Raw genomic sequence first — 18,671 nt, 5'->3', positions numbered from 1 at the left:
GGCTACCCTGGGCGGCGTGAAGGTCCTCGTCATCGGCGGCGGCGCCCGCGAACACGCCCTGTGCCGCTCTCTGTCCCTCGACCCCGACGTCTCCGCGCTGTACTGCGCCCCCGGCAACGCCGGCATCGCCGAGGTGGCGGAGCTGCGCCCGGTCGACGCCCTCGACGGCGCCGCGGTCGCGGCGCTCGCCACCGAACTCGGCGCCGACCTGGTCGTCGTCGGCCCGGAGGCACCCCTGGTGGCCGGGGTCGGCGACGCCGTCCGCGCGGTCGGCATCCCCGTCTTCGGCCCCTCCGCGGAGGCGGCGCAGCTGGAGGGCTCCAAGGCCTTCGCCAAGGACGTGATGGCCGCCGCCGGGGTACCGACGGCGCGCAGCTACGTCTGCACCACCGCGGAGGAGGTCGACGAGGCGCTCGACGCCTTCGGCGCCCCTTACGTCGTCAAGGACGACGGTCTCGCGGCCGGCAAGGGCGTCGTGGTCACCGAGGACCGGGCCGCCGCCCGCGCCCACGCGCTGGCCTGCGACCGGGTCGTCATCGAGGAGTACCTCGACGGCCCCGAGGTCTCCCTCTTCGCCATCACCGACGGCGTCACCGTCCTCCCGCTCCAGCCCGCGCAGGACTTCAAGCGCGCGCTCGACGGCGACGAGGGCCCCAACACCGGCGGCATGGGTGCGTACTCGCCGCTCCCCTGGGCCGACCCCAAGCTGGTCGACGAGGTCATGGAGCTGGTCCTCCAGCCCACCGTCGACGAACTGCGCCGCCGCGGCACCCCCTTCTCCGGCCTGCTTTACGCCGGTCTCGCGATCACCTCCCGCGGCACCCGGGTCATCGAGTTCAACGCCCGCTTCGGCGACCCGGAGACCCAGGTCGTCCTCGCCCGGCTGCGCACCCCGCTCGCGAGCGTCCTGCTGAACGCCGCCCGCGGCACCCTGGACGCCGAGCCGCCGCTCAGCTGGCGCGACGACGCCGCCGTCACGGTGGTCATCGCCTCGCACAACTACCCGGAGACCCCGCGGACCGGGGACCCGATCGAGGGCCTCGCCGAGGTGGCGGCCCTGGACGCGCCCGACGCCTACGTGCTCCACGCCGGGACCCGGCGCGAGGGCGACGCGGTCGTCAGCGCGGGTGGTCGCGTGCTCTCGGTGACGGCGACCGGTTCCGACCTGGCGCAGGCGCGCGAGAAGGCGTATACGGCGGTCTCGCGGATCAGGCTCGACGGTTCGCAGCACCGTACGGACATTGCGGCCAAGGCGGCCGAAGGCCGCTGACCAGCAGGGTCGTGGCGAAGCGGGCCCGGTGCGCGGGAAGGCGCACCGGGCCCGCGCGCGTGTTCGCGTGCGACTGCATCCGGCCGCGTTCGAACGCACCCACCTTTGCCCAAAGCCATTCCATCGGGTGATCGTCACCCGGACCGCCTGACGTCCGCCCCGGCCCCAACTAGGGTGCGGCGCAAGCATTCCGGCACATGGCCCACCGGCATTGCGATGTCGGTGGCGGGTGTCACAGTGGGGGAGTGAGCAACGCCGCCGCAGGGCAGAGGGGGTGAGGTCCGGCCGTGTCCGGAACCGGTTCGATCGCAGAAGTGGGCACGCCCTCCGCGCGTTCCCGGGCCCTCGCCGTGCTGCGGGTCCGCAGCAGGGCGCTGGCCGCCGTGCTGCTGCCCGCCGCCCTCGCGGTGGTGCTCGTGGCCGCCCGGATGACGGGCCGGCTGGCCGGGGACCCCTGGCCGGCGGTGACCCTGTCCGTGTGCGCGGTCGCCGCGCTGGTGCTGCTGGCCGGCGGGATCTTCGGCGCCGTGGTCCTGCGGGCCCGCCCCGCCGTGACGCCGACGGTCCCGCTCTCCGAGGCCGCCGCGCCCGACCTCTACCGTCTGGTGCGCGACCTCGCCGACCGGATGGACGTTCCCGCGCCCTCCGCGATAGCCCTGACCCCGGACTGCGACAGCTGGCTGGAGGACCGTGCGCACGCGGCCCACCGCCGGGCCGGCGCGCGCACGTCCGCCGGGCCCGCGGGGCCCGAGTCCGAGCCGGGCGCCGCCCCGGTGCTGGTGATCGGCTCCCCCTTCCTGTGGTGGATGCGGGTCGCCGAGCTACGGGCCGTCCTCGCGCCCGTCGTCGCCGGTACGGGCCCTTCCGCCCACCCGGACATAGCCGACGCGCGCGGCTTCGTCCGGGGACTCGACGCCGCCGTGGACATCGGGAGCCGGCCCGGCCTGGGCTGGATCGCGCATCCCGCCCGGCTGCTGCTGCGGCTGTGCCGGACGGACGCCGCCGAGATGGAGCGCGGGGTGGCCGCCGCCGCCTCCGACCGCGCCCAGGGCGTGGACTACGGGCTGCGCATCGTCGCCCAGGAGCAGGTCGGCCTCGCCTACGCGGGCTGGGACCGGCTGCTGACCCGGGTCGCCCTGCCCGCCTGGCGGATGGGCCGCTGGCCCGCGCACCTCGATGCCGGGGTGGTCTCCGCCCTGACCGAGCTCTCGCGTCGCGACCGGCTGGCCGACGAGTTCACCTCACGGCTGGGCGAGCGTCCCGCGTGCGATCTGCTGGAGCAGCCCGGGGCGGTCGACGAGGCCACCTCCCTGCTGGCCGCCCGGCTCTTCCACGGCGGCCCCGCCGAGGCCGGGCCGGACTGGTCGCCGGTGGACTGGGCGGCGTACCCGGAGGAGGTCGTCGACCGCAAGTGGCGCACCGAGGCCGCCCGCCTGCACACGGCCCTGGACGCCCTCTCCGTCCCGACGGGCCTTCCGACGCCCCCGGCGTCCCCCCAGACGCCGGCGACGGCCCAGACGCCGGCGACGGCCCAGACCTCGCCGACGGCCCAGACCTCGCTGTCCCTCCAGGCCCCGGCATCCCCCCAGAGCCTGAGGTCCCCCCAGGCCTCGCCGACGCCTCCGGTGCCGGCGACGACTCCCGCCCCCAGCCCCGCTGCGAGCCCCGCCCCCGCCCCGGGCCCCGCCCCGGGCCCCGCCCCGGGCCCCGTCACGGCCCCCGCGGCCCCCGCGGGCCCGCCCCCGGGGGCCGGCCGGGACGCGGCCGCCGGCGGGCGGCCCGCCTTCGCTCCGCCCGCCGAGGACGGCTTCGGCGGCCCGACGCTGGAGCGGGTGCTCGCGTACCTCACCGACCCCACCGGCGAGGGCGCCGCCGGGGACGCCCTGGCCGGGCGCATCGGCGGGGACCTGGCCCGCGAGGAACGCGCCGCCGGCTCCGCCGCGGGATCCGGCCGCCCCAGTGGCGCGGACACGCTCCCGCTCTTCCCGCTCCAGCCCCCGCGCAGCGGCCGGGACCTGCTGGCCGACCACGTCACCGCGCTGGTCTGCTGCGCCGCCGTGGACTCGGCCGGCGCGGCCCCCGGCCTGGACTGGCTCGACGGCCCGGTCCTCCTCGTCGGCGGCCGGCGCAGCGCCGACCTGGCCGCCCGGGTGCTCTCCCTGGTCGAGGACGGGGACCCGGCGCCCCTGCGCGACTGGCTCGCGGAGGTCGGCGTACGCCCCGAGAAGCCCGTCCGCCTCGTCTGAGGGCGGCGCCCGGGGTTCCGGTCACGCCAATTCGCGACGAACGGTGACGGACTGCGTGCGTTATGTGATGTGCTGGGACCGGTCGCGACGGAGCTGTCCGAAAACCGTCGGGCCGCACTGACGAAAACGCGTTCGGGGGAGCGAGGGAGGGGAGCCGTATGGGTGCGGACCAGATCCGGCGGTGGGAGTCAGGTGCGCTCGCGCACGCGGTCAACGACCCCTTCGGCCAGGGCCCCCTGCCCTGGTTCCGCGGCAGCGAGCTGTACTTCGACGACACCGGCCATGTCGTCCCCTGGTACGTGGACCCGGCCGCGGCCCCCGGCCGGGTCCCCCGCGCCCGCAGCAGCGGCCCGCTCACCGCCGACGACGTGCACCGCCAGATCAAGGGCTTCGCCTCCACCGGCGCGGTCGCCCCCGGCGGGGCGATCGACTTCCACATCACCGTCGACCCGCCCCAGCAGTTCTCCGTCGACGTCTACCGGATCGGCCACTACGCCGGCGACGGCGCCTTCAAGATCACCACCAGCCCCCGGCTGTCCGGGATCGTGCAGCCGCCCCCGCTCACCGCCGACCGCACCGTCTCCTGCCACCACTGGTGGCTGTCCTGGCGCCTCCAGGTCCCCTCGTACTGGAACGTCGGCGCGTACGTGGCCGTCCTGACCACCGTCGACGGCTACCGCTCCCACATCCCCTTCACGGTCCGCGACGACCGCCCCGCCGACCTCCTCCTGCTGCTCCCGGACATCACCTGGCAGGCCTACAACCTCTACCCCGAGGACGGTCACACCGGCGCCAGCCTCTACCACGCCTGGGACGAGGAGGGCCGTCTCCTCGGCGAGCGCGACGCCGCCACCACGGTCTCCTTCGACCGCCCCTACGCGGGCGCCGGCCTGCCCCTGCACGTCGGCCACGCCTACGACTTCATCCGCTGGGCCGAGCGCTACGGCTACGACCTCGCCTACGCCGACACCCGCGACCTCCACGCCGGCCGCGTCGACCCCACCCGCTACCGCGGCCTGGTCTTCCCCGGCCACGACGAGTACTGGTCGGCCCCCATGCGCCGCACCGCCGAGCGCGCCCGCGACCACGGAACCTCGCTGGTCTTCCTCTCCGCCAACACCATGTACTGGCAGGTCGAACTGGGCCCGTCCCCCTCCGGGGTCGAGGACCGCCTCCTCACCTGCCGAAAACGCCGCGGCCCCGGCCGGCCCAGCCTGTGGCGCGAGGTCGACCGCCCAGAACAGCAGCTCCTCGGCATCCAGTACGCCGGACGGGTCCCCGACCCCGCTCCCCTGGTCGTGCGCAACGCCACGCACTGGCTCTGGGACTCCACGGGCGCGGCCGAGAACGACGAACTCGACGGCCTGGTCGCGGGCGAGGCCGACCGCTACTTCCCGCGCACCCAGCTCCCGGTGCACCGGGACCGGATCCTGCTCGCGCACTCCCCGTACCTCGACAGCGAGGGCGCGAAGCGCCACCAGGAGACCTCCCTCTACCGCGCGCCCAGCGGCGCCCTGGTCTTCGCGTCCGGCACCTTCGCCTGGTCCCCGGCGCTCGACCGCCCCGGCCACGTGGACGAGCGCGTCCAGCGCGCCACGGCCAACCTCCTCGACCGGATCTGCAAGCGCGACTGACCCCGCGCGCCCCGCCCGGAAGCCCCCGCGGAGAGGCCCCCGCCGACCCGCACGGCCGACCCCCCGACCCGGGCACGGGCCCCCGTGCGGGAGAATGGGCCTGCGCTCGTACAGAACCACAGGGAGACTCCGTGCCCGGATTCGTCGAAAAGCCCGAGCCGGTGCAGGTGCCCGGCCTCGTCCACCTCCACACCGGCAAGGTCCGTGACCTCTACCGCGACGAGGACGGCCGCCTCGTCATGGTCGCCAGCGACCGGATCTCCGCCGCGGACTGGGTGCTGCCCACCGCGATCCCGGACAAGGGCCGCATCCTGACCCAGCTCTCCCTCTGGTGGTTCGACCAGCTCGCCGACCTGGTCCCGAACCACGTCATCAGCACCGAGCTGCCCGCCGGAGCCCCCGCCGACTGGGCCGGCCGCGCCCTGGTCTGCCAGAACCTCGACATGGTCCCCGTCGAGTGCGTGGCCCGCGGCTACCTCACCGGCTCCGGCCTCGCCGAGTACGAGAAGTCCCGTACGGTCTGCGGACTCGCCCTCCCCGAGGGCCTCGTGGACGGCTCCGAGCTGCCCGCCCCGATCTTCACCCCGGCCGCCAAGGCCGCGGTCGGCGACCACGACGAGAACGTCTCCTACGAGGAGGTCGCGCGTACCACCGGCGCCGAGACGGCCGCGCTGCTGCGCCAGGCCACCCTCGCCGTGTACGGGCGCGCCCGGGACATCGCGCGCGAGCGCGGGATCATCCTGGCGGACACCAAGTTCGAGTTCGGTTTCGACAAGGACGGCACCCTGGTCGCCGCGGACGAGGTCCTCACCCCGGACTCCTCCCGCTTCTGGCCCGCCGACCAGTGGGAGCCGGGCCACGCCCAGCCCTCGTTCGACAAGCAGTACGTCCGCGACTGGCTGGCCTCCCCCGCCTCCGGATGGAACTCCAAGGGCGAACTGCCGCCGCCCGTCCTCCCGCAGGAGGTCGTCGAGCGGACCCGGGCCAAGTACGTCGAGGCCTACGAGCGCCTCACCGGCCAGACCTGGAGCTGAGACACGAAGAAGGCCCCGATCGGAGAACCGATCGGGGCCTTCAGCTGAGCGGACAACGCGACTCGAACGCGCGACATCCACCTTGGCAAGGTGGTGCTCTACCAACTGAGCTATGTCCGCCTGTGCGCCTTGGCGCGAGGACAACTATACCCAACCTCGCTCGCGTGCGAGACGCACCGCGGTGTGACGGTTCTCGGCGCCCAGTTTCGTGGCCGCCGACGACAGGTAGTTGCGCACCGTCCCCGGGGACAGCGAGGCCCGCTCCGCGATCTCCACGATCGGCGCCCCGTCCGCCGCGAGTTCCAGCACCTCGGCCTCCCGCGCCGTCAGCGGGGAGTCCCCCGCGCTGATCGCGTCGGCCGCCAACTCCGGGTCCACGTAACGGCCTCCGCCGTGCACGGTGCGGATCAGCTCGGCCAGCCGCTGCGCCGACACCGTCTTCGGGGCGAAGGCGCGCACGCCCGCCGCGAGGGCCCGCTTCAGGTGCCCGGGGCGGCCGTGACTGGTCACGATCATGGTCTTGCACCCCGGCAGTTCGGCCCGGATCGCTGTGGCGACACTCACACCGTCGGCCCCCGGCATCTCCAGGTCGAGCACCGCCACGTCGGGCCGGTGCGCCCTCGCCATCGCCAGGGCCTCCGGTCCGGAGGCGGCCTCGGCGACGACCACCAGATCGTCCTCCAGTCCCAGCAGCGCGGCCAGCGCACCCCGGATCAGGTGCTCGTCATCGGCCAGAAGTACCCGTACGGGAGTCACGCCCGCACCTCCACTCGTCGCAGTCCGTCTCCCGGAACTTCGGCCCGCAGCCGGAACCGGCCGCCCTCGACCGGTCCCGCCAGCAAGGTCCCGTCCACCGCCGCGAGCCGCTCCCGCAGTCCCGCGAGCCCGGATCCGGGCGGGCCGGCCGGGGCGTCGGGGGCCCCGTCGTTCTCCACCAGCAAGGTCACCGCGCCGGAAGGCCCCCCGGCCGTCACCCGGATCAGGCAGCTCCGCGCGTCCCCGTGCCGCAGTACGTTCGTGGTCGCCTCCCGGACCACCCAGCCCAGTGCCGACTGCACCTCGGCCGACAGCGTCCGCCCGGCCGCCTCGAACTCGACCCGGCAGTCCATCCCGGCGGCGCTCAGCACCCCGCGCGCGCCCTCCAGTTCCACCGACAGGTCCGCCTCCCGGTACCCCCGCACCACGTCGCGCACCTCCCGCTGCGACTCCCGCGCGATCCGCTGCACCTCGATCATCTGGTCGACGGCCTCCGGCCGTTCGCGCCGGGCCAGCTGCACCGCCAGCTCGCTCTTGAGCGCGATCACCGCGAGGTTGCGGCCCATCACGTCGTGCAGGTCCCGGCCGAACCGCAGCCGCTCCTCGGCCACCGCGAGCTGCGCCTGGAGCTCTCGGGCCCGGTCCAGCTCGTGGACGGTGGTCAGCAGCCAGCCGGAGAACCCGTAGGCGACGCCCAGGAACACGCCGGCCAGCAGCGTCCCGATCAGGTGGCCGAGGGCCTCGGCCGCGGGGATCCCGAGGGCGTACGCCGCCGCGCCCGTGCCCCCCGCCGCGATCAGCGGGACGTACCGCATGTGCCGGACCTTCTCCAGGGACAGCACCACCGCGCCACAGCCGAAGCCGGCCAGCCCGAACACCAGCGAGATGGACACCGACGCGTCGACGTGTCCGGTCCGGCGCAGGACGAGGAGGGCCAGGCAGGCGGCGGCCGTCACGACGGACACCGCCGTCACGAGCCGTACGGGCCGTTCCCGGCTGCCCATGATCCAGTCCAGTGCCCTGGACGTCAGGCACCCGACCAGGAGCGAGTGGGCGCTCACCACCATCAGGAGGGCGAACGAGACGGCCAGCGGGCCACCGTTCGCCGCCGGGACCAGCCCCGGCAGCCCGAACCCCACGATCTCCATGCCTATGAAGAAGTGGAAGGACCAGCGCGTGTAGAGCTCGACCTTCCCCGCGCTGCTGCGGCGCTTCCACCACCCGGTCAGCTTCGACACGGCCCGTCCCCCCGGATCCCTCGTACTGGCGGTGCGGTGCCCGGCGAACCGCCGCCGGACGGCCGTAACCGCGACCATGATCCAGACCAGTGTGACGGTGCCGGTCATCGTGTCGGTCATGAATCCAGCCTCGGCGCGGTCCGGCGGATCCGGCAGTGCGCGCGGTCACGGCCCGCGATGACATTTGTCATCGGAAAGTGACGTGTGCCACAAAAAGGGAGGATGGGGTGATGAGACCGGAGAACGACAAAGGCCCCGATCTAAGATCGGGGCCTTTGTTCTCTGAGCGGACGACGCGACTCGAACGCGCGACATCCACCTTGGCAAGGTGGTGCTCTACCAACTGAGCTACGTCCGCATGCTTCCCACGGCACAAGTGCCGTGCTCTGCGTGCATCACTCTACCTGATCCACAACCGTGGTCGGTAAAGCGTGCAGAGCGGGTGACAGGGATTGCACACTGCGCCTCCCCCCTGGAAGGGGGGTGTTCTGCTACTGAACTACACCCGCACGACTTCGGGGCTCCGGCTTTTCGGCCTTGCCCCTCGGCGTGATCCACACACTAGCCGATCAGAGGGGGTGGATGGCAAATCCGGGGTCAGTGGGCTTCGTTGTAGGCCGCGTAGACGCGCTTCGGGATGCGCCCGCGGGGCGGCACGTCGTGGCCGTTGGACCGGGCCCAGGCCCGGACGACCGCGGGGTCGGGGGCGACGGACGTGTGCTTGAACGCCTTGCCGGAACGGGACTGCCGGCGACCCGCGGCCACGAAGGGGGCCAGGCCCTTCCGCAGTTTCTTTGCGTTGGCCACATTGAGGTCGATCTCGTACGTCTTACCGTCCAGAGCGAACACGACCGTTTCCGCCGCTTCTCCGCCGTCGATGTCGTCGGAGATCGTGACTACTACGCGCTGCGCCACGGATATCGGTCCCTTCGTGCGCCGTCCCCGCGCGCGTGACGTGCGGTGATGTCGCCTGTGTGGATGTTTCGGTGGAATGCATCAAACCGTCGGAATCCCGGCTGATTCCTTTGTACCGCGATTCTCATTGAATTGCGAAGCCCAGTTAATTCTCCCCGCGTGTCCCGCCGCAATGGCGGGCACGTGGTTTTCCGGTGGATTTTGCGAAGCGTTGGTGAAGCCGAAACGGCGGGCCGGTTGCGGCCGCCCGATATCTACCCGCGTAGAAATTTTGGCCGGGTACGCTGAGGGAACCGCCTTGCACCAACCACCTCATCGGGAGTGCCAGTGGCACGCGTCGTAGTCGACGTCATGCTCAAGCCGGAGATCCTCGACCCCCAGGGCCAGGCGGTGCAGCGTGCACTGCCGCGCCTGGGCTTCGAGGGGATCGCCGACGTCCGCCAGGGGAAGCGCTTCGAGCTGGAAGTGGAGGGACCGGTCGACCAGGCCGCCCTCGACCGCATCCACAAGATGGCCGAAACGTTCCTCGCCAACACCGTCATCGAAGACTTCACCGTGAAGGTCGAGGCCTGACGGTGACCACTCGCATCGGTGTCGTCACGTTCCCCGGAACGCTCGACGACCGTGACTCGCTGCGCGCCGTCCGCCTCGCGGGGGCCGAGCCGGTCTCGCTCTGGCACCGCGACAAGGACCTCCACCAGGTCGACGCGGTCGTCCTCGCGGGCGGCTTCTCCTACGGGGACTACCTGCGCGCCGGAGCCATCTCCCGGTTCTCGCCGGTGATGGAGACCATCATCGAGCAGGCCAAGGGCGGCATGCCCGTCCTCGGCATCTGCAACGGCTTCCAGGTCCTCACCGAGGCCCACCTGCTGCCGGGGGCGATGCTCCGCAACAACCACCTCCACTTCATCTGCCGCGACCAGAAGCTGCGGGTGGAGAACGCGGAGACCGCGTGGACCGGCGACTACACCGCCGGCCAGGAGATCGCCGTACCGCTCAAGAACATGGACGGCCGCTACACCGCCGACGAGCGCACGCTCGACGAACTGGAGGCCGAAGGCCGCGTGGCCTTCCGGTACCTGGACGTGAACCCGAACGGTTCGCTGCGCGACATCGCCGGCATCACCAACGCCGCGGGCAACGTCGTCGGTCTGATGCCGCACCCCGAGCACGCGGTCGAGCCGCTGATCGGGACGGGCCGCACCGACGGCCTCCCGTTCTTCACGTCGGTCCTGAAGAAGCTGGTCAGCGCATGAGCCTCGACACCGTCAAGAACGCCTCCGAGACCCCGGACGCCTCCCAGCCCTGGAAGGAACTCGGCCTCAAGGAGGACGAGTACGCCCGGATCCGCGAGATCCTCGGCCGCCGGCCCACCGGCGCCGAGCTCGCGATGTACTCCGTCATGTGGTCCGAGCACTGCTCCTACAAGAGCAGCAAGGTCCACCTGAAGCAGTTCGGCGAGAAGGTCCCGCAGAACGACGCCATGCTCGTGGGCATCGGCGAGAACGCCGGCGTCGTCGACGTGGGCCAGGGTTACGCGGTCACCTTCAAGGTCGAGTCGCACAACCACCCGAGCTACATCGAGCCCTACCAGGGCGCGGCCACCGGCATCGGCGGCATCGTCCGCGACATCCTCGCCATGGGCGCCCGCCCCGTCGCCGTCGTCGACCCGCTGCGCTTCGGCGCGGCCGACCACCCCGACACCAAGCGCGTCCTGCCGGGCGTCGTCGCGGGCATCGGCGGCTACGGCAACTGCCTGGGCCTGCCCAACATCGGCGGCGAGGTCGTCTTCGACGCCTGCTACCAGGGCAACCCGCTGGTCAACGCCGGCTGCATCGGCGTGATGAAACACGAGGACATCCACCTCGCCAAGGCCTCCGGCCCCGGCAACAAGGTCATCCTCTACGGCGCCCGCACGGGCGGCGACGGCATCGGCGGCGTCTCGGTCCTGGCGTCCGAGACCTTCGACGACACCAAGCCGACCAAGCGCCCCGCCGTCCAGGTCGGCGACCCCTTCCAGGAGAAGCTCCTCATCGAGTGCACCCTGGAGATCTTCAAGGAGAAGCTGGTCGCGGGCATCCAGGACCTCGGCGGCGCCGGGCTCTCCTGCGCCACGTCCGAGCTGGCCTCCGCCGGTTCCGGCGGCATGCGCGTCGAGCTGGACACCGTCCCGCTGCGCGACGCGACCCTCTCGCCCGAGGAAATCCTCATGAGCGAGTCGCAGGAGCGCATGTGCGCGATCGTCGAGCCGCAGTACGTCGACCGCTTCATGGAGATCTGCGAGAAGTGGGACGTCATCGCCACCGTCATCGGTGAGGTGACCGAGGGCGAGCGCCTGGAGATCTTCTGGCACGGCGAGCAGATCGTGGACGTGCCCCCGGGCACCGTCGCCCACGAGGGCCCCGTCTACCAGCGGCCGTACGCGCGCCCCTCCTGGCAGGACGCCCTCCAGGCGGACGACGCGGGCAGGCTGCCGCGGCCGCAGACCTCCGAGGAGCTGCGCGCGCAGGTCCTGGCGCTGGTCTCGTCCCCGAACCAGGCCTCGAAGTCCTGGGTCACCGACCAGTACGACCGCTTCGTGCAGGGCAACACGGTGCTCTCGCAGCCCGAGGACGCCGGCATGGTCCGCATCGACGAGGAGTCCAACCTCGGCGTGGCCATGTCCACCGACGGCAACGGCCGCTACGCCAAGCTCGACCCCTACGCGGGTGCGCAGCTGGCGCTGGCGGAGTCGTACCGCAACGTGGCCGCGACCGGTGCCAAGCCGCTCGCGATCTCCGACTGCCTGAACTTCGGTTCCCCCGAGGACCCGGACGTCATGTGGCAGTTCGCCGAGGCCTGCCGCGGTCTCGCGGACGCCTGCCTGGAGCTGGGCACCCCGGTGACCGGCGGCAACGTCTCGCTCTACAACCAGACCGGCGAGGTGGCGATCCACCCGACCCCGGTCGTGGCGGTCCTCGGCGTGATCGACGACGTCAACCGCCGGACGCCGATGGCGTTCAAGGAGGCCGGTCAGCTGCTGTACCTGCTCGGCGACACCGCCGAGGAGTTCGGCGGTTCCGCCTGGTCGCAGGTCGTCCACGACCACCTCGGCGGCCTGCCGCCCAAGGTGGACCTGGGCCGCGAGAAGCTGCTGGGCGAGATCCTGATCTCCGCCTCGCGCGACGGCATGATCGACGCCGCGCACGACCTGTCGGACGGCGGCGTCATCCAGGCGCTGACCGAGTCCTGCCTGCGCGGCGGCAACGGCGCCCGCGTCGTGGTGCCCGAGGGTCTGGACGCCTTCACCTTCCTCTTCTCCGAGTCCGCGGGCCGCGCCATCGTGTCGGTCCCGCGCAGCGAGGAGCTCCGCTTCACCGACATGTGCGGTGCGCGCGGTCTGCCCGCGACCCGCATCGGCGTGGTGGACGGCGAGGAGATCGAGGTCCAGGGCGAGTTCAGCCTCCCGCTGGCCGAGCTCCGCGAGGCCCACGAGGCGACGATCCCGGCCCTGCTGGCCTGATCCCCGCCCGCCCGTACGCGTACGAGCCCCCGGTCCGGATTCCTCCGGCCGGGGGCTCGTCCGTTGTCCGGGCCGTCGCGCACCAGCCCTTGTGTGAAATTACGTAATCACGTAATTTCGTGTCATGGACCTGGAAGCACGCGTCGCCGAACTCGAACGCAGGCTGGACGCGCTCGAAGCGGACCCGCCCCCCAGCCCGGAGCCCCCCGAAGGGGACTTCTGGGCCCTGGAAGTCTGGAAGGAAAGGCTCGCCGCCCTCGGCGCCGAGACCGGCGGCGTCCTGTTCACCGGCGCGGTCACCCTCCCCACCGGCGAGCGCTACGAATGGCAGCAGGCCGCCCCCACCACCGACCTCCTCGACGACGGGACCGACAGGGCCGGCACGGCGGACGGGGCCGACAGGGCCGGTAGGGCCGACGCCAACCGCACCGCCGACTCCTTGGCCGCACTCGGCAACCCCGTACGGCTGCGCCTGCTGCGCGAGATCCTGGCCGGCCGCCGCACCGCCGCCGAACTGACCGCCCTCGACGGGGTCGGCACGAGCGGCCAGGTCTACCACCACCTGCGCCAGCTGGTCGCCGCCGGCTGGCTGCACACGACCGGCCGGGGCCGCCACGAGGTTCCCGGCGCCCGGGTGGTTCCCCTCCTCGTCCTGCTGTCGGCCGCGACCCCGTGAGGTGACCCCGCCGTGCCCAAGCCGTTCCACGTCCTCTACCGGATCCTGCTGGCCGTGGCCCTGCTGATGATCGGGACCGACCTCGCCGTCGGACTGCCCTTCGGCATGCACTGGTTCTGGCTCTGCGCTGGCGCGGGAACGCTGCTCAGCCTCGCCGTCGGCGCCACGGCCGGCCGGGCCCCCCGCACCGGGGAACCCCCGGTCGAACTGGACCCGCCGGTCACCGGCCGCTGGTCCGCCCTCAACAGTCCCGCCGACAGGACCCCCAGCCACGGCACCCACCGCCTCGGCCAGGCCTGCGCCATCGACCTCGTCGGCGAGGGCGAACCCGGCGCGGACCGGCAGCGTCCGCCCTTCGCCGCGCTCTGGCCGCCGGTGCGCCGCAACGAGGACTTCCCCGCCTACGGCGCCCCGCTCCTCGCGGTGGCCGACGCCACCGTGCTCCGCGCGAGCGACCGCCGCCGCGACCACCTCAGCCGCAACTCCTGGCCCGCCGCCCTCTACCAGTTGCTGATCGAGGCCTCCGTGCGCGACCTCGGCGGAGCGGGCGCGGTCCTCGGCAACCACCTGGTCCTCGACCTCGGCGACGGCCGCCACGCCCTCTACGCCCACCTGCGCCGCGGCTCCCTCGCCGTCCGCCCGGGCGAGCGCGTACGGGCCGGGCAGCTCCTCGCGCGGTGCGGCAACTCCGGCAACTCCACCGAACCGCACGTCCACTTCCAGCTGATGGACGGCCCCGACCCGGACACCGCCCGCGGCCTCCCCTTCACCTGGCGCGGCCTCGGCGTGCCGGCCAACGGTGACGTGTTCGATACCGACCGAACGCTCTGAGCGTCCGGACCCGTTGATAGCTTCGATCATGTCGTCGCACGTGCGCGGCAGTTGAAGACCGGGGGTGGGGGATGTTCGAACCGATGGGGCCCTCGGGCGGCGGACCGCTGCCCGACCGGGGCCGCGGGCGCAACGCGGTCAACGCACTCCTCACCCTCGCCGGCGCGGCCGGTCTGGCCTTCGGCGGCTGGGCCCTGTACGACGCCTTCGAAGCCCACCAGGACCGCGCGGCGAGCCGCGAACTGATCGCCTCCTCGTGCGCCGGACTCGTCGACGGCGACCCGGTGCTCCGGCTGCGCGGCGGCGTCGACCGGCTGCGGCTCGCCGACCAGGCCGAGAACACGATCGACTTCGCGTCGCTGCCGGACACCTGCGACTTCCAGGAGGTCGTCGACGGCAGGAAGTACGGGGACCGGCACTTCGCGCTCAAGGTCCGCGTCCTGCCCGCCGGCCCGCCGGACAACGTCCTCGCCACCACGGGCCGCTCCCCGTTCCCCGCGCCCTCCGAGACCCCGGACGGCGACGTCACGGCGCGGACCGACGTGGCGATGCGCCTGCCCCTGCGCGACGACGCCGCGCTCGGCGACTACGGCGGACGCGACGTCACCGTCACCGCCCCCTGCGCCGCCCCCCTCCCCGAGACGGGAGCGACCGCCGTCCGGGTGACGGCCTGGATCGGGGACCCCCGGGCCACGGACACCGACCGCCGGGCCCTCGGCCGGATCGCCCGCACCGCGGCCCTGCGGCTCGCCGCGAAACTGGGCTGCGCGACGCACCTGCCGGAGCTGCCCGACACCACCCTCCGCACGCAGGGCACGGACCTCGGGCGGGCCGAGGACCGCCACGAGGACGACGCCTGCGGCTGGTACTCCGCCCTGCTGCGCACCACCGACCGCGGCAACCTCCCCGACCGCGCCCTCGGCACCCCCACCGGCGGCCAGGCACACCAGGAGACCTGCCTGCTGGCCGTCAGCCCCGCCGAAGCCGAGCGGATCTACGCCCGCAAGCCGAGCGGCGACTGGCGCTACGTGGAGCTCCACAACGTCCAGACCCGCGACCCGTGGTGGCTGGAGACCCGTTCCTTCTACGCGGACGACGGCGCCTCCGTCGGCATCGGCGACGGCCGGCTGCCCGAGCCGGTGGTCACCGGCAAGGCCGGCCGGACCGGAGCGCTCACGTACGCCACGGCCACCTGCCAGGGCCGCCCCGCCGTGTTCACCCTGACCGCGGACCGCACCTACGACGCGAGGGTCCTCGGCGAGCGCGGCACCGAGCTGTTCAAGGCCTACGTGGCCGCCGCGACCGCCCGCCACGGCTGCACCGGAGTCACCCTCCCCCAGTAGGGTCGCCCCATGCCGCCCGCGAAGAAGAAGCCGCGCGCCTACGACCAGGCGAAGATCCGTACGGCCGTCACCGCACAGTTCGGGCACGTCGCCGAAGCCGTACGGGGTCTGACCCCGGAGCAGCTCGCGCGGCCCAGCGGGCTCGGGGAGTGGAGCGTCGCCGAGCTCGCCGCCCACATCGCCTGGATCGCGGACTCGCTGGCCGGCGGCCTCGCCCGGCCGCCCGCCGCCGTCCCCGAGCTGAGCGCCGTCGAGTGGCCCTTCGCCACCGCCTCCCTCGCCGGGAAGATCAGCGAGGTCGCCCGCGAGACCCTCACCGGCGCCCCGCTGCCCGAGCTCTACGACCGGGCGGCCGCGCGGATGGCCGAGGCCCTGGAACGCAACACCGGCAGCCGGGTCCTCGACCTGTGGATCGGGGACATGACCCTCGCCGACTTCCTCGTCACCCGCACCGTGGAGCTGGTCGTCCACACCGACGACCTCAACCGGGCCCTGCCCGGACTGGACGTCCCCGTCGAGCGGCAGGCCCTCGCCGCCTGCACCCGGCTGCTCGCCGACGCCCTCGCGGTGAAGGCGCCCGGCGGCTCGGTGGAGGTGCGGATCCCGCCCTTCGCGGTCGTCCAGTGCGTCGAGGGCCCCCGGCACACCCGCGGCACCCCGCCCAACGTGGTGGAGACCGACCCGCTGACCTGGGTCCGGCTCGCCACGGGCCGGACCGCCTGGGCGCAGGAACTCGACGCCGCCAGGGTCAGCGCCAGCGGCGAGCGCGCCGACCTGGCCGCGCTGCTGCCCCTGATGGTCTGAACGGGCGAGGGCGGGGAACCGGCCGGGCCCGCGCACCGTCCCAGGGGCATGCGTACCCTCAGGCACCTCGCCCCCGGCCTGGCCCTGCTCGCCGCGCTCGCCCTCGCCGGCTGCCAGGGCGGCACCCCCGACACCGTCCTCGCCCCGGACGGCGCCACCGCGCGGCCGCCCGCCGTGGACGCCCCGCTCACCGCGACCACCTGGACGGTCGACGCCGTCGACGGCACCGCCGCCCCGGCCGACCGGGCGGCGAGCTTCACCCTCGCCCCCGACGGCCGGGTGAGCGGCACCCTCGGCTGCAACCGCTTCAGCGCCCCGGTCACCGTCACCGGCCCCACCCTCACCATCGGCCCGCCGACCACCACGCGGATGGCCTGCGAGGGCCCGGCGGGAGAGCAGGAACGGGCCCTGACCGCGCTGTTCGCCGCCGGGCCCCTGACCTGGACCATCCACGGACAGGCCCTCACCCTGACCGCCCCCGACGGCAAGAACCTCACCGCCGGGGCCGGCTCCGCCGCCGAATGACGCCGGAGGGCGTCGGACGTGGGGCCGTGCCCCCCCGCCGGCCGTCGCCGCCGCGGTCGGCCGGTCGGACGCGGCCACGCCCCGGGTCACGCCGGGTACGGCAGCAGCCCCGCGTCCGTCTTCTCCCAGGCCGCCCGCAGCTCCGCCAGCCGGGCCGGCTCCACGGCCGCCTTGTCGGCCTGCTCGCGGACGTCCCCGGCCAGGTCGAACAGTTGGTCGCGGCCTGACTTGCCCCGGTAGTACTTCCAGTTCCCGCGGCGCAGCGCCCGCTCCCCGCGCACCCGCCAGAACAGGTTCCGCTCGGCGATCCGCTCCCCCCGCAGCAGGTATCCGGCCAGGCTCACCCCGTCCAGCGGGTACGCCCGGTGCGGCCGGGTCCCGGCCAGCTCCAGCAGCGTGGCCGTCCAGTCGGGGCTGAACACCGGCACCCGGCTGACCTGGCCCCCGTCCACCCGGGCGGGCCAGCGCAGGATGTTGGGCACCCGGATCCCGCCCTCCTGGAGGGAGGCCTTGTTGCCCGACAGCGGCCAGTTGTACGAGAAGCGCTCGCCGCCGTTGTCGCTGGAGAACACCACGATCGTGTCGTCCTCCTGCCCGGAGCGCTTCAGCGCCTTCAGCACCTCGCCGACCGACCGGTCCAGGTCCTCGACCATCTGCTTGTACTTCTCGACCGAGCCGCCGTCCTGGTGCCACAGCGCCCGACCGTCACCCGCCTTGATCCGGCGGACGATCTCGGCGCTCTCCGCCGTGTCCCCCTCGGCGATCCACGGCCAGTGGGGGGTGGTGAAGTTCAGGTTCAGCAGCCACGGCTTGCCGTGGTGGTCGCGGGAGACGTACTCGCTCGCCCGCTCCGTGATGATCTTCGTGTAGTAGCGCAGGTCCTTGTACTCGGCGTCCCCCTCGTAGAGGTCGTACTCGCCGCCCAGACCGAGCTTGGAGTAGTACTCCAGGGCCCCGCCGAAGTTCCCGAAGAACTCCTCCCAGCCCGACCTGGTCGGGCTGAAGTGCGGCAGGTAGCCCGCGTGCCACTTGCCGATCAGCGCGGTGGAGTACCCCGCCTCCTTCAGCAGCGAGGCCAGCGTCGGATGGGACGGCTCCAGTCCCACCGACCTGTCGGCGATCGGCTCGGCCAGCCCGCCCTCGGTACGCGCCGGATACCGGCCCGTGTACAGGCTGAAGCGGGTCGGCGAGCAGGTCGCGGAGCCCGAGTAGGCGTCGGTGAACCGCACCCCCTGACGGGCCAGACGGTCCAGGTTCGGGGTCTTGATGTGCGGGGAGCCGTACGAGGACAGGTCGGCCCAGCCCAGGTCGTCGCCCAGGATGAACAGGATGTTCGGGCGCCGGGACCGCCGCTCCCGGGCCGCCCGGAACTCCCGCTCCCCGGCCCCCGCGGAGGGGTCCTCGGCAGCGGCGGCGGGGCTGTCGCCCAGCCCCACCGCGGCGGCTGCGGCGCCCACGCCGACGGCACCGCCGAAGGCACGCCGGGACAGGTGGGATTCGTACGAAGACACAAGGGCTCCTGGGCATGGCCCGTAGGCCCCTCCGAGGCGGCGCGGGACGGCGCGCGGCACGACGGGGCGACCCGGACGGGCGGGGGAAGGGGAGAGCGGGGGGTCGGCGCGGAACGGCGCAACGACGGGCGTGGCGACGGGAAACGCCGGACGGGGAAGGGCGGCGCGCGTCAGCGCGCGGAGGGACTACGCGCAGCGACGACAGATGGCGCTCGCGACACGGACCAGGTCCACGTGCCGGCGCTCGACGAGGGTGACGGCTCGGTCACCGAGGGGCTGCATGAGCCGGAAGCCTGTACGAACGCACAGGTCCCTGTCAACCAGGGCATTCCGGATGTCGAGACGCCCTGATCGATCACCCTCCGCACGGGTAACCGGACTGTCCG

Annotated in this window: 17 protein-coding genes and 3 tRNA genes; 12 read left to right on the top strand and 8 right to left on the bottom strand. The window is 73.3% G+C overall.

All coding sequences use genetic code 11. The annotated features are described in order from the left end of the window. The first annotated feature begins 16 nt into the window (after positions 1 to 16). The 4 genes from purD to OG295_RS16175 all read left to right on the top strand — a co-directional run bounded on the left by purD (position 17) and on the right by OG295_RS16175 (position 6,184). Entirely contained in the window at positions 17 to 1,270 is a 1,254-nt protein-coding gene (purD, locus tag OG295_RS16190; protein WP_371677509.1) for a phosphoribosylamine--glycine ligase, read from the top strand. A gap of 314 nt (positions 1,271 to 1,584) precedes the next feature. Beyond that, positions 1,585 to 3,516 carry a hypothetical protein gene (locus OG295_RS16185; protein WP_371677508.1) on the top strand — a complete coding sequence of 644 codons (1,932 nt, stop codon included), beginning with the start codon at positions 1,585 to 1,587 and terminating at the stop codon, positions 3,514 to 3,516. Between the two features lie 158 nt (positions 3,517 to 3,674). After that, positions 3,675 to 5,150, top strand: coding sequence for a N,N-dimethylformamidase beta subunit family domain-containing protein (locus OG295_RS16180; protein ID WP_371677507.1), 1,476 nt, complete (start codon positions 3,675 to 3,677; stop codon positions 5,148 to 5,150). A gap of 131 nt (positions 5,151 to 5,281) precedes the next feature. Next, positions 5,282 to 6,184 carry a phosphoribosylaminoimidazolesuccinocarboxamide synthase gene (locus OG295_RS16175; RefSeq protein WP_371677506.1) on the top strand — a complete coding sequence of 301 codons (903 nt, stop codon included), beginning with the start codon at positions 5,282 to 5,284 and terminating at the stop codon, positions 6,182 to 6,184. A gap of 47 nt (positions 6,185 to 6,231) precedes the next feature. On the opposite strand, the gene OG295_RS16170 is transcribed toward OG295_RS16175, so the two are convergent. The 6 genes from OG295_RS16170 to OG295_RS16145 form a co-directional block, all read right to left on the bottom strand. Beyond that, positions 6,232 to 6,304 (bottom strand) — tRNA-Gly (locus OG295_RS16170). Positions 6,305 to 6,328: 24 nt separating this feature from the next. After that, positions 6,329 to 6,940, bottom strand: a complete 612-nt coding sequence (locus tag OG295_RS16165) for a response regulator (RefSeq protein ID WP_371677505.1) — start codon at positions 6,938 to 6,940, stop codon at positions 6,329 to 6,331. Beyond that, a complete protein-coding gene (locus OG295_RS16160) occupies positions 6,937 to 8,178 on the bottom strand; it encodes a sensor histidine kinase (RefSeq protein ID WP_371681209.1) in 1,242 nt (413 codons plus the stop codon). The genes OG295_RS16165 and OG295_RS16160 overlap by 4 nt, the downstream gene beginning before the upstream one ends. A gap of 285 nt (positions 8,179 to 8,463) precedes the next feature. Beyond that, positions 8,464 to 8,536: transfer RNA gene (locus OG295_RS16155), tRNA-Gly, on the bottom strand. 79 nt (positions 8,537 to 8,615) lie between these two features. Beyond that, positions 8,616 to 8,687: transfer RNA gene (locus tag OG295_RS16150), tRNA-Gly, on the bottom strand. An 88-nt stretch (positions 8,688 to 8,775) separates the two neighbouring features. Further along, complete coding sequence (locus OG295_RS16145; RefSeq protein ID WP_371677504.1) at positions 8,776 to 9,093, bottom strand: Lsr2 family protein; 318 nt, start codon at positions 9,091 to 9,093, stop codon at positions 8,776 to 8,778. A 321-nt stretch (positions 9,094 to 9,414) separates the two neighbouring features. Between OG295_RS16145 and purS the strand changes: the two genes are divergently transcribed. From purS to OG295_RS16105, 8 genes are all read left to right on the top strand, one after another. After that, on the top strand, positions 9,415 to 9,666 hold the full coding sequence (gene purS, locus OG295_RS16140) for a phosphoribosylformylglycinamidine synthase subunit PurS (protein ID WP_008740952.1): 252 nt from the start codon (positions 9,415 to 9,417) through the stop codon (positions 9,664 to 9,666). Positions 9,667 to 9,668: 2 nt separating this feature from the next. Continuing rightward, complete coding sequence (gene purQ, locus OG295_RS16135; protein ID WP_371677503.1) at positions 9,669 to 10,349, top strand: phosphoribosylformylglycinamidine synthase subunit PurQ; 681 nt, start codon at positions 9,669 to 9,671, stop codon at positions 10,347 to 10,349. Continuing rightward, a complete protein-coding gene (purL, locus tag OG295_RS16130) occupies positions 10,346 to 12,595 on the top strand; it encodes a phosphoribosylformylglycinamidine synthase subunit PurL (protein WP_371677502.1) in 2,250 nt (749 codons plus the stop codon). Before purQ ends, purL begins: the two co-directional genes overlap by 4 nt. A 124-nt stretch (positions 12,596 to 12,719) precedes the next feature. Then, entirely contained in the window at positions 12,720 to 13,271 is a 552-nt protein-coding gene (locus OG295_RS16125; RefSeq protein ID WP_371677501.1) for an ArsR/SmtB family transcription factor, read from the top strand. Between the two features lie 12 nt (positions 13,272 to 13,283). Beyond that, entirely contained in the window at positions 13,284 to 14,102 is an 819-nt protein-coding gene (locus OG295_RS16120) for a M23 family metallopeptidase (protein ID WP_371677500.1), read from the top strand. Between the two features lie 71 nt (positions 14,103 to 14,173). Next, positions 14,174 to 15,445 carry a hypothetical protein gene (locus tag OG295_RS16115; RefSeq protein ID WP_371677499.1) on the top strand — a complete coding sequence of 424 codons (1,272 nt, stop codon included), beginning with the start codon at positions 14,174 to 14,176 and terminating at the stop codon, positions 15,443 to 15,445. Positions 15,446 to 15,454: 9 nt separating this feature from the next. After that, the gene (locus OG295_RS16110) at positions 15,455 to 16,249 is read left to right on the top strand and encodes a sterol carrier family protein (protein WP_371677498.1); all 795 of its coding nucleotides are present in this window, start codon (positions 15,455 to 15,457) and stop codon (positions 16,247 to 16,249) included. Between the two features lie 48 nt (positions 16,250 to 16,297). After that, on the top strand, positions 16,298 to 16,774 hold the full coding sequence (locus tag OG295_RS16105) for an META domain-containing protein (RefSeq protein WP_371677497.1): 477 nt from the start codon (positions 16,298 to 16,300) through the stop codon (positions 16,772 to 16,774). 86 nt (positions 16,775 to 16,860) lie between these two features. Here OG295_RS16105 and OG295_RS16100 read toward each other — a convergent pair whose 3' ends face one another. Both OG295_RS16100 and OG295_RS16095 read right to left on the bottom strand, forming a co-directional pair. Further along, positions 16,861 to 18,285, bottom strand: coding sequence for a sulfatase (locus OG295_RS16100; protein ID WP_371677496.1), 1,425 nt, complete (start codon positions 18,283 to 18,285; stop codon positions 16,861 to 16,863). A 186-nt stretch (positions 18,286 to 18,471) separates the two neighbouring features. Beyond that, positions 18,472 to 18,567 (bottom strand): putative leader peptide, encoded by a 96-nt coding sequence (locus OG295_RS16095; protein WP_323188240.1) that lies wholly within the window; start codon positions 18,565 to 18,567, stop codon positions 18,472 to 18,474. Positions 18,568 to 18,671 lie beyond the last annotated feature (104 nt).

Source organism: Streptomyces sp. NBC_01276, assembly GCF_041435355.1.
GTDB lineage: Bacteria > Actinomycetota > Actinomycetes > Streptomycetales > Streptomycetaceae > Streptomyces.
This window is presented reverse-complemented; position numbering and strand designations above follow the sequence as displayed.

Coding starts and splice junctions, on each gene's coding strand:
- purL (WP_371677502.1), top strand. CDS start 10,346: ATGAGCCTCGACACCGTCAAGAACGCCTCCGAGACCCCGGACGCCTCC.
- OG295_RS16180 (WP_371677507.1), top strand. CDS start 3,675: ATGGGTGCGGACCAGATCCGGCGGTGGGAGTCAGGTGCGCTCGCGCAC.
- OG295_RS16105 (WP_371677497.1), top strand. CDS start 16,298: ATGCGTACCCTCAGGCACCTCGCCCCCGGCCTGGCCCTGCTCGCCGCG.
- OG295_RS16115 (WP_371677499.1), top strand. CDS start 14,174: ATGTTCGAACCGATGGGGCCCTCGGGCGGCGGACCGCTGCCCGACCGG.
- OG295_RS16095 (WP_323188240.1), bottom strand. CDS start 18,567: ATGCAGCCCCTCGGTGACCGAGCCGTCACCCTCGTCGAGCGCCGGCAC.
- OG295_RS16110 (WP_371677498.1), top strand. CDS start 15,455: ATGCCGCCCGCGAAGAAGAAGCCGCGCGCCTACGACCAGGCGAAGATC.
- OG295_RS16125 (WP_371677501.1), top strand. CDS start 12,720: ATGGACCTGGAAGCACGCGTCGCCGAACTCGAACGCAGGCTGGACGCG.